The organism is Bradyrhizobium sp. sGM-13 (assembly GCF_018398875.1).
Taxonomy (GTDB): Bacteria; Pseudomonadota; Alphaproteobacteria; order Rhizobiales; family Xanthobacteraceae; genus Bradyrhizobium.
This window is the reverse complement of record NZ_JAGWDK010000468.1, coordinates 1-227: the sequence shown is the minus strand read 5'-3', so window position 1 is coordinate 227 and position 227 is coordinate 1. Positions and strand designations below refer to the sequence as shown.

Genomic DNA, 227 nt, shown 5'->3' with positions numbered 1-227 from the left:
TCGATCAAGACCGCAACGACATTGCCGCCGGCATGCAGCCAAGCGTCATTGAGATTGCGGATGCGATCGTCTCCCATCAGGTCGATCACGCCCACGATCGCCGCGAGCGCAGCCATGATCAGGCCTATTCCCAGCAGCCAGAGCGACGCGCTGGCCCAGAATTCGTTCGAGGTTCGCCAGAACGCCACGTCTGAGACGAATGCGAGGACGAAGCAGGCGACCGGAAA

At 61.2% G+C, this 227-nt stretch carries 1 protein-coding gene; it reads right to left on the bottom strand.

Features of this window, described 5'->3' with window-relative positions:
* A partial coding sequence (locus KJQ96_RS39690) for a DUF2231 domain-containing protein (protein ID WP_213291294.1) occupies positions 1–227 on the bottom strand: 227 nt, incomplete at both ends.